The organism is Paracoccus salipaludis (genome assembly GCF_002287065.1).
Lineage (GTDB): Bacteria > Pseudomonadota > Alphaproteobacteria > Rhodobacterales > Rhodobacteraceae > Paracoccus > Paracoccus salipaludis.
In genome coordinates, this window is record NZ_NSJZ01000176.1 from 1 (window position 1) to 517 (window position 517).

Consider the following 517-nt stretch of genomic DNA (forward strand, 5'->3'; position numbering starts at 1 on the left):
CTGTTCGAGGCGGCAAAGACTGCCGGACAGGCCAAAGAGGCCATGTCGATCCTCTGGATCATTTGCCGCTACCTGTCTTGGCAGTCCTACGAGTGCACGAAGACCGCCGCCGACCTCTGCGATCTCACTCGCACCGACAAAGCCCAGATGGCACGCTCTCTCAACCTGCTTGAGGAAATTGGGGCGATCCGCCGGGTGAAGCGCGGCCGCAACAAGATCATCACCGTGACGCCCGAGGGTGCCTTCCGGGGCAACATCAACACCCACGGGCAGGCGGTCGAACGCTACCGGCTGGACGTGATCGAAGGTGGCAAATCTGACAACGAGAAGTGACAACTAACTGATATTGTCACTGACAGATCACTGCAAATGCTGACACCACAGCAGGCCGCAAGCCGCGCTCAGGTTTCGCGCGGCACCATCATGAATGCCATAAAAGATGGGCACCTTTTTGCTAGAAGGGACAACCGGAACCGCTGGCAGATCGAGCCTGCCGACCTGTTAAAATGGCTGTCAG

The 517-nt window shown here is 58.2% G+C and carries 2 protein-coding genes; both read left to right on the plus strand.

The annotated features are described in order from the left end of the window. Positions 1-333, plus strand: a 333-nt coding sequence (locus CK240_RS18070; RefSeq protein ID WP_205957948.1) for a helix-turn-helix domain-containing protein, incomplete at its 5' end; no start/stop codon positions are given. A gap of 36 nt (positions 334-369) precedes the next feature. After that, the coding region (locus CK240_RS19680; RefSeq protein ID WP_135059014.1) for a helix-turn-helix domain-containing protein at positions 370-517 on the plus strand (148 nt) is incomplete at its 3' end.